At 70.7% G+C, this 8964-nt stretch carries 8 protein-coding genes and 1 pseudogene; 8 read left to right on the top strand and 1 reads right to left on the bottom strand.

Annotation, left to right across the window (positions count from 1 at the left end; genetic code table 11):
• The 6 genes and pseudogenes from alr to BN11_RS09720 all read left to right on the top strand — a co-directional run.
• Window positions 1-766, top strand: a pseudogene (alr, locus tag BN11_RS22575) (alanine racemase); the annotation flags it as partial.
• 6 nt (window positions 767-772) lie between these two features.
• Window positions 773-1945: an alpha/beta fold hydrolase gene (locus tag BN11_RS22580; RefSeq protein ID WP_157044363.1), complete on the top strand. Its 1173-nt coding sequence runs from the start codon at window positions 773-775 to the stop codon at window positions 1943-1945.
• The gene (gene tsaE / locus BN11_RS09700; RefSeq protein ID WP_048697088.1) at window positions 1942-2451 is read left to right on the top strand and encodes a tRNA (adenosine(37)-N6)-threonylcarbamoyltransferase complex ATPase subunit type 1 TsaE; all 510 of its coding nucleotides are present in this window, start codon (window positions 1942-1944) and stop codon (window positions 2449-2451) included. The genes BN11_RS22580 and tsaE overlap by 4 nt, the downstream gene beginning before the upstream one ends.
• Window positions 2448-3635, top strand: a complete 1188-nt coding sequence (gene tsaB / locus BN11_RS25145; RefSeq protein ID WP_235435430.1) for a tRNA (adenosine(37)-N6)-threonylcarbamoyltransferase complex dimerization subunit type 1 TsaB — start codon at window positions 2448-2450, stop codon at window positions 3633-3635. Before tsaE ends, tsaB begins: the two co-directional genes overlap by 4 nt.
• The gene (tsaD, locus tag BN11_RS09715; RefSeq protein ID WP_048697094.1) at window positions 3628-4671 is read left to right on the top strand and encodes a tRNA (adenosine(37)-N6)-threonylcarbamoyltransferase complex transferase subunit TsaD; all 1044 of its coding nucleotides are present in this window, start codon (window positions 3628-3630) and stop codon (window positions 4669-4671) included. The genes tsaB and tsaD overlap by 8 nt, the downstream gene beginning before the upstream one ends.
• Entirely contained in the window at window positions 4668-5954 is a 1287-nt protein-coding gene (locus BN11_RS09720) for a glycoside hydrolase family 3 N-terminal domain-containing protein (protein WP_083433658.1), read from the top strand. The genes tsaD and BN11_RS09720 overlap by 4 nt, the downstream gene beginning before the upstream one ends.
• 6 nt (window positions 5955-5960) lie before the next feature.
• Here the strand turns inward: BN11_RS09720 and BN11_RS09725 are convergent, their stop codons facing one another.
• Window positions 5961-7115 carry a glycoside hydrolase family 3 N-terminal domain-containing protein gene (locus BN11_RS09725; protein ID WP_048697095.1) on the bottom strand — a complete coding sequence of 385 codons (1155 nt, stop codon included), beginning with the start codon at window positions 7113-7115 and terminating at the stop codon, window positions 5961-5963.
• 79 nt (window positions 7116-7194) lie between these two features.
• Here BN11_RS09725 and BN11_RS09730 point away from each other — a divergent pair, with 79 nt between their 5' ends.
• Both BN11_RS09730 and BN11_RS09735 read left to right on the top strand, forming a co-directional pair.
• Complete coding sequence (locus tag BN11_RS09730; protein ID WP_235435431.1) at window positions 7195-8181, top strand: nucleoside hydrolase; 987 nt, start codon at window positions 7195-7197, stop codon at window positions 8179-8181.
• A 28-nt stretch (window positions 8182-8209) separates the two neighbouring features.
• The coding region (locus tag BN11_RS09735) for a PfkB family carbohydrate kinase (RefSeq protein WP_048701176.1) at window positions 8210-8964 on the top strand (755 nt) is incomplete at its 3' end.

Raw genomic sequence — 8964 nt, forward strand, 5'->3', positions numbered from 1 at the left:
AGCATCGGCTCACCCGCACGCGTCCACCTCAAGGTCGACACGGGGCTGGCCCGCAACGGCGCCTTCGGCGCCGCGTGGAGCGATCTCGTGCGCGGCGCGGCCGCGGGAGGTCGTGGGGGTCTGGTCGCACTTCGCGTATGCCGATGCGCCCGACCACCCGACGGTGCGCCAGCAGCAGGAACGCTTCGTCGAGGCGGTCGCGGAACTGGAGCGCGAGGGCGTTCACCCGCAGCTGCGCCATCTGGCGAATTCCGCTGCGACACTGACGAACCCATCGGCGCACTACGACCTCGTCAGGCCGGGCCTGGCGGTCTACGGGCTCTCGCCGACGCCGGACCTGGCCAGCAGCGCCGACTACGGCTTGCGCGAGGCGATGCGCCTGGTTGCCCGGCTCAGCCTGGTCAAGGACATCCCGCAGGGTCAGGGCGTCAGCTACGGCCACTCCTACCTCACCGACCGGGACACCCGGCTCGGGCTGGTCCCGCTCGGCTACTCCGACGGCATCCCGCGCAATGCCTCGAACGCCGGACCGGCGCTGCTCGACGGCCGGCGGCTGACCATCGCCGGTCGCGTCTGCATGGATCAGTTCCTCCTCGATCTCGGACCCGACGCCACGGCCGAGCCCGGCGACGAGGTGGTGCTCTTCGGGGCCGGGGCGCTCGGGGAGCCGACGGCTGAGGACTGGGCGGCGGCGACCGGGACCATCAGCTACGAGATCATCACGCGCGTCGGGGCGCGGGTGCCGCGTTACTACGTCGCCGCCGCGGGCGCGATGGTGCGCCGGGCCACGGTGCGTCGGGCCGGGCTAGAAGGCATCGAGGCCGTCGAACTCGGCGCGAGCAATCCCTTCGAGTGGTATGCCGATCGCGAACTCGTCGTCACGGCCGACGACGGAGCGCAGTTGCACGTGGAGATCGACGAACCACAGGGCTTCGAGGGCGGTCCCACCGTCGTGTTCTCGCATGGCTATTGCCTGGCTCTCGGCTCGTGGATCCATCAGCGACGGGCCGTCGTGCAGGCCGGATTCCGTTGTGTCGCTTGGGATCAGCGGGGCCACGGCCGGTCCGGCACGGGGGCGGAGGGCCATTCGACCATCGACCAGCTGGGCAGCGATCTCGAACGGGTGATCGCGGCGGCGGCGCCCGACGGCCCCCTCGTCCTCGTCGGCCACTCCATGGGCGGGATGACCGTGATGGCGCTGGCCGACCGCAACCCCGCCCTGGTCCGGGATCGCGTCGACGCCGTGGGCTTCGTCTCGACGAGCGCGGGTGGCGACGGCATGATCTCACTCGGCTTCGGCCGGATGCTCGGCGCGACCCTGTTGCGTTTCGGCCCGGGCGTCCTGGCCAATCTCGCTGCCCGGCAACGGCAGTGGAGTGCGGCCCGCTCCGTCGGCCGGGACGTCGAGTCCTATCTCGTCGAACGCTTCTCCTTCGCCTCCCCGGTCTCGGCCGAGACGGTGCGCTTTGCCGCGGACATGCTGATGGGCACCGACCTGAAGGTCGTGGCCGACTTCTTGCCGGCGTTCGAGGATCACGACAAACGCGACGCGCTGCCCGTGTTCGGCCGGGTCGATGCCCTCGTCCTCAACGGGGAGGGCGACGTGCTCACGCCCCCGGATCACAGCCAGGCGATCGTCGATGTCCTGCCCAACGCCGAGCACGTCGTCATCACCGACGCGGGCCACCTGGTGATGCTCGAGCATCCGGCGCTCGTCGACGCCCAACTTCTGGCCCTCATCGATCGAGCCCACGTCGAGGAGGCGCCGGCCCCCGCGCGTGGTCGCACACAGATCACCGACCTTGCCCGGCGCCACGCCGTGCAATTGTTGCGGCAGAAGCGAACCGGACAGAAGCGAACCGGACAGAAGCGAACCGGCCAGAAGCGAACCGGACAGGAGCGAACCGGAGAGCGCAAACAGTCGGGGACCAAGGATCCGGTATGACGCGTTTTCGCACGGGAGCGGTCACGCTCGCCACTCCCGAGGACACCCAGGCCTTCGGGCGGGCGCTGGCCACGCTGCTGCGGGCCGGTGATCTCGTGATCCTCACCGGAGACCTGGGTGCCGGGAAGACCACCCTTACCCAGGGGATCGGCGCGGGCCTGCACGTCCGTGGCCCGATCACGTCGCCCACGTTCGTCATCGCTCGCGTGCACCCGACGCTGGCCGCCGGTCCCGCACTGGTGCACGTCGACGCCTATCGCCTCGGGTCGTTCGCCGAACTCGACGATATGGACCTCGACGCCGACATCGCCGACTCGGTGACGCTCGTCGAATGGGGCGAGGGCCTGGCCGAGGACCTGACCGACAGCCACCTCGCGATCCGGATGACCGCCGATCCCGCGACCGAGACCCGCCGCGTGGACATCATCGCGGTCGGAGATCGTTGGCAGACAACGGGTTCCCGGTCAGCGTTGCAGGCCTTGACGTCCGAGGACGACGCATCATGACCCACGGTGGCCCCGCCCTGCGCATCCTTGCCTTCGACACCGCGACCTCGGCCATCACCGCTGCTGTGCGCGACGGCGACCAGGTCCGCGCCGAGGAGGCCGTGCTCGACAACCGGCGGCACACCGAGGCACTCGCGCCCGTCATCGAGCGGGTGCTGACGGCCTCCGGCACCCGCATGACCGAGGTCACGCACATCGCCGTCGGCATCGGCCCCGGCCCCTTCACCGGATTGCGCGTCGGCGTCGTCACCGCGCTCGTGCTCGGCTCCGCGCTGCAGGTCCCGGTGCACGGGGTGTGTTCCCTCGACGCCCTCGCCGAGGCCCTCGCGGGGCGGCACGACGGCGACCTTTTGGTCGCCACCGACGCCCGGCGCACGGAGGTCTACTGGGCACGGTATGCCGCGGCCGAGGGCCACGCCACGCGCGTCACCGACCCCGCCGTCACCAAGCCGGCCGATCTCCCGCCGGACGCGCGAACCCTGCCGTGCGCCGGCCGCGGCCCGCTGCTCTATCCCGACATCCTGGTCAACGCAGTTGCACCCCAGGACGTTTCGGCAGGCGTGCTGGCGCGCGCTCGCGGCCAGCGAGATTCACCGAGGGGTCCGCACGGAGCCGGTGCCGATGTACCTGCGGCGCCCGGACGCCCAGGAACCCGCCGCGCCCAAACCCGCCTTGCCGACGAGTGGGCGGCCATGAACGGCATACGGCTGCGCGACCTGACCTGGCCCGATCTGCCCGAAATCGAGGCGATCGAGCGCGCGGTCTTTCCCGACGATGCCTGGGCCAGCGCCTCCTGGTGGCACGAACTCGCGACCCGGCCGCGGCGCGACTACATCGTCGCCCGCGACGCCGAGCGGGTGCTCGGCTACGCCGGCACCGATCATGGCGGCGAGGTCTCGGACGTGATGACGATCGCGGTGTCGGCCGCCGCGCGCGGCCGCGGGTTGGGCCGGATCTTGCTGCAGGAGTTGGAAAACCGGGCGATCCTCAAAGGTGCGACTGGCATGATGCTCGACGTGCGGGCCGACAACGCCGCGGCGCTCGGCCTCTACACCGGCGCCGGCTACGACCTGATCCAGACCCGGCGCCGTTATTACCAACCCGGTGACGTCGACGCGCTCGTGCTGCGCAAGTTCCTGACGACGAGCGAACCTCGCCCCGACACGGAGCGTGCCCATGCCTGATGAACCCCTGGTCCTCGGCATCGAGACCTCCTGCGACGAGACCGGCATCGGGATCGTGCGCGGCGAGACGCTGCTGGTCGATGCCATCGCCAGCAGCGTCGAGGAGCACGCCCGCTTCGGCGGGGTCGTGCCCGAGGTGGCCAGCCGGGCCCACCTCGAGGCGATGGTGCCGACCATCGAGCGTGCCTGTGCCCGATCGAGTGTGACGCTGCGCGATCTGGACGCGATCGCCGTGACGAGCGGCCCCGGGCTCGCCGGCACGCTCATGGTCGGGGTCGCGGCCGCGAAAGCCCTCGCCTTGGCGCTCGGCAAGCCGCTGTACGGGGTCAATCATCTTGCCGCGCACGTCGCCGTCGACATCGTCGAGCACGGCGCCTTGCCCGAACCGGTGCTGGCCATGCTCGTCTCCGGCGGGCACTCCTCGCTGCTGCTCGTGCCCGATGTCACCGACGACGTGCGGCCCCTCGGCGCGACGATCGATGACGCCGCCGGCGAGGCCTTCGACAAGGTCGCCCGAGTGCTCGGGCTGCCCTTCCCCGGCGGGCCGCACATCGACCGTGCCGCCCGGGACGGCCAGATCGTCATCGACTTCCCGCGTGGGCTGACGAGCGGCCGCGACATGGAGCGTCATCGCTTCGACTTCTCCTTCTCCGGTTTGAAGACCGCCGTGTCCCGGTGGGTGGAGAGCCAGCGCGCCGCCGGGGTGGAGATCCCCGTGGCCGATGTCGCGGCGTCTTTCCAGGAAGCCGTCGTGGATGTGTTGACCCGCAAGGCGATTCTGGCCTGCCAGGAGCACGGCGTCGGCGACTTGCAGATCGGCGGTGGGGTTGCGGCCAACTCGCGCCTGCGGGCGATGGCGCAGTCCCGAGCCGACGCCGCCGGCATCCGGCTGCGGGTGCCCCGTCCGGCCCTGTGCACCGACAATGGCGCCATGGTCGCCGCCCTGGGCGCCCAGCTGGTCGCCAAGGACCGCCCCGCGTCTGGTCTCGACCTACCCGCCGACTCCTCCCTGCCTGTGACGGTGGTGCACCCATGACGACATCCTCGAGCGGAGCGAGCGGCCGGCACCGGCGTGCGCTGCTCGCCGGCCTGATAACCGGCACGAGCGTCGCGCTCGGCGTCGGCGCGTGCACCCCCAGCGGCACGCCGTCGACCGGCGCATCGAGCACCTCTGCGTCGCTGCCGCCCGCCACGTCAGCGAGCACGACAGCCGGGACCGCCACGGCGGGGGAGACGACATCGAACTCGTCCAGCAGTTCCTCTGCCAGCACGTCCGTCGACCCGATCGGCGCCTGCGTCGACACGGCCGTTGCCGGCCTGAGCGAGGAAGAGCAGATCGGGCAGCTGCTCATGGTCGGACTCGACGCCGGCGCCGGCGCCCGGGGCGTCGACAGTGCGGTCACCGAGCACCATGTCGGTGGCGTCATCCTCCTCGGCGGCTGGAGCGGCGCGGCGACGGTGACGGCCGTGACCGAGCACCTGAACTCGATCGCCACGGGTCCGAAGCTCTTCCTCGCCGCGGACCAGGAGGGCGGCCAAGTCCAGCAACTGAAAGGGGCGGGTTTCAGCACCATCCCGTCGGCAACCCAACAGGCCACGCTCGGTCCGGCGGCGCTACGGGAAGCCGCAACGGACTGGGCGCAGGAACTGGTCGACGTCGGCATCAACGTCAACCTGGCGCCCGTCGCCGACACCGTGCCCGCCGACATCGGCACCGCCAACGGCCCGATCGGGCGTTACCACCGCGAGTACGGCTCGACGCCCGCTGCCGTCATCCCCCCGATGACCGCCTTCCTCGCGGGCATGCACGACGGTGAGGTGATGACCGCTGTCAAACACTTCCCCGGCATCGGCCGCATCCGGGGCAACACCGACAGCAGCGCCACCGGCATCACCGATCCGACGACCACGCTCGACGATCCCTATCTCGAACCCTTCCGGGCGGGCATCGACGCGGGCACCGACTTCGTCATGGTCTCCTCCGCGGCATACCCGAAGATCGCTGCGGCGCAGGCACTTTTCGCTCCCGAGATCGTCACCGACCTGTTGCGCACCCGGCTTGGGTATGACGGCGTGGTCATCACCGACGACGTCGGCGCGGCCGCGGCGGTTGCCGCCACCCCCATCGGGGAGCGCGCGACAAAGTTCATCGCCGCCGGCGGAGATATCGTCCTGACCGCGAAGGCGAGTGACATCCCGGTGATGGCGCGGGCCGTCAAGGCCGAGCTGGCCGACGAAGAATTCGCCGCGAAGGCCGGCGCCGCACTCGAGCGCGTTCTGACGCTCAAGGCCCGCCGCGGACTCCTCGACTGCTCCTGAACCAGGTCACGAACAGCTGGTCAATCCCATGGCCGTCTTGGTGCGCAGGATGCGCAGCACGGCCGCGTCGAGCTTGGCCTTGAACGTCGGGCTCGTCGTCCGGGCCGCGCGGATGGCCTCGAGCATCGTCGGCACACTCGAGGGCGTCGCGGTGAGGACGATATCGCCTCCCGCGTTGATGAACTTGGTGGCGCGCGACCCAACGGGTGTCGAGGTCACGGCCACCGCGGCGCCGACGTCGTCGGTGATCACGACACCCTGATAGCCGAGTTGCCCACGCAGCAGACCCTCGATCACGGTGGGAGAGAACACCGCTTGGCGTGCCGGGTCGATCTTGGCGTAGTAGGCATTGCTCACCATCACGAACTCGGTGCCGGCGTCGATGCCGGCCGCGAACGGGCGCAGGTACGCCGACCCGGGCCAGGTGGAGGGATCGGTGATACCGGTCGAGGAGGTGTCGGTGTTGTTGGTGATCCGGCCCAAGCCGGGGAAGTGCTTGACGGTCGAGGCAACTCCCGCCGCGTGCATACCGCCGACCGCCGCGCGCACGTCGATCGCGACGCGGTCGGCGACGTAGTCATAGTTGCGTTGGTAGTAGCCGATCGGCCGGTTGTACGGCATGAAATCCTTGTTCACCGTGTCGGCGACCGGGGCGAGGTTGACGTTGACGCCGGCCGCCTTGAGCTGACCGGCCCACGCGGCCGTCCGGGTCTGGACGGTCGACGGGGCCCAGGTGCGTCCCTGGTAGTAGGCGGTCGGGATCGTCGAGAAGCCGCTGCCCTGCAGCTGCTGGACATAGCCGCCCTCCTGATCGGCCGCGACGACCAGTTTCACCCGCGGGTCGGCGAAGCTCGCGATATGCCCGGTCGCGGCGCGGGTGGCCGAGACGCCGGAGTGGAAGCCGCCCAGCAGGACGACGCCGCCGACGTCGTAGTCCGCGACATACCGATCGGCGCTGTGCGGGTCGCTGGCGTACATGCCGACCCAGATCAGTTGTCCCACGCGGGCTTTGGTGGACAGGTCCTTGTTGAGCTGCCCGACGCACGTCGCCTGCCGGGCCGTCAGACCCGGCTCGGAGGTCGCGGCACCGGCCCCGGGCTGGGCCCCTCCGGCGAGGGTCGCGACGATGAGGCCACCGGTGGCGAGCAGGCGTTGACGCATGCATCGACCATAGCCAGTCATGACGAACGGTCTCGGACCCGACGGGTGCCGCGCCTGCGCGGACTTACCATTGACGGTTGTGCCTGCTCTTCCTGTGATCCTCGACGTCGACACCGGTGTCGACGACGCCTGCGCCCTGCTCCTGGCCGCGCTGCACCCTGACCTCGACCTGCGCGCCGTCACCTGTGTCGGGGGCAATGCTCCGCTCGCGGACGTCGTCCGCAACACCCTCACCGTCCTGACGACGGCCGGTCGCGACGACGTCCCGGTTGCCGCCGGAGCCGACCGGCCGCTCCTGGAGGACCCCGTCGACGCCCGCCACGTGCACGGCCAGGACGGCATGGGTGACCTCGACTGGCCGGTAGCGGCCCGGGCGGCCGACGATCGCCACGCCGTCGAACTCCTGCGTGACCACCTGCTCGCCGCCGCCGCGACGGGGGAGCGGGTCACCCTCATACCACTGGCGCCCCTGACCAATATCGCCCTGCTGCTGCGCACGTATCCCGCTGTGGCACAGGGGATCGAACGCATCCTCTTCATGGGTGGTGCCGCTGCTGTGGGCAATGCCACCGCTTCGGCCGAGTTCAACATCTTCCACGACCCCGAGGCGGCGGCCATCGTCTTCGACTCCTGCGCCGACCTCGGGATCACGCTTGGGATGTACGGGCTGGACGTCTTCTACGAGCCGCGCATCACCCGGGCTCAGGCGGCCGAGCTGATCGCCGCCGACCCACAGGGCCCGGCGGGTCTCGCCGGCCGGCTCGTGACCTTCCAGTGCGACCGCTTCGGCGGCGAGAGTGCAACCATCGGCGACGCCGGCGCCGTGGCCGCGGTCATCGCCCCCGACTCCCTGACCACCTCCAAACTGCCGGCTCGGGTCGAACTCACCGGCCGCTACACGCGCGGACGCACCATCGTCGACCACCGGGACTGGTCCGGCGACCTCACCCACGACCCGCACGGCCAGTCCGACGTCATCGTCGACGTCGCCCTCGCCGTCGACAACGCCCGCTTGAGCACGCTGTGGCTGGAGACGATGCGCGAGAGCGCGCGCGAGAAGGTCTGACCCGGGCCGCGGCGGTTACGCTCTCACCGTGGAGTCGTCACGGGGTCGGGTAGTCGTCATCGGGTCGCTCAATGTCGACCAGGTGGTGCGCGTCGCCGACCATCCCAAACCGGGAGAGACGATCACCGGCGAGTTCTCGGGGCTCTTCGCCGGCGGCAAGGGCGCCAACCAGGCCGTCGCGGCCGCCGAGGCGGGCGCCGACGTGGTCATGGTCGGCTGCGTAGGCGCCGACGACCAGGGCCGGGCGTATGTCGCGCGGCTGGCCGGTCTCGGTCTCGACGTCGGCCAGATCGAGGTGAGCCACCGTCAGCCGACCGGCACCGCGTTCATCACCGTCGACGACGCGGGCGAGAACACCGTGATCGTCGTCGCGGGCGCCAACACCGACGTGGGCGCCGGGTGGCCTGGGTCATTTCCCGAACTGACCGAGGCGGATGTCGTTGTCCTGCAACTAGAAATCCCGCTGGGCACGGTCGCGAAGGCGGCCGAACTCGCCCGGGAGGCGGGGGCGCGCGTGGTGTTGAACATCGCGCCGTATGCCGAGTTGCCGCCCGATGTGCTCGCCCTCGCCGATCCGATCGTCGCCAACGAGCACGAGGCGATGGCGCTCGCCGACTCCGGGGCCGGCGTCGGGTCGCTGTTGATGACCCTCGGGGCCAATGGCGCCGTGTGGGACGGGGTCGGCTCTCCCGCCGAGGCCGTGGCCCCGGACCTGATCGTCGACACCACCGGCGCCGGCGACGCCTTCGTCGGCGCCCTCGCCGCCGCACTGGCGGACGGGGC

The organism is Nostocoides australiense Ben110 (assembly GCF_001050535.1).
GTDB lineage: Bacteria > Actinomycetota > Actinomycetes > Actinomycetales > Dermatophilaceae > Nostocoides_A > Nostocoides_A australiense.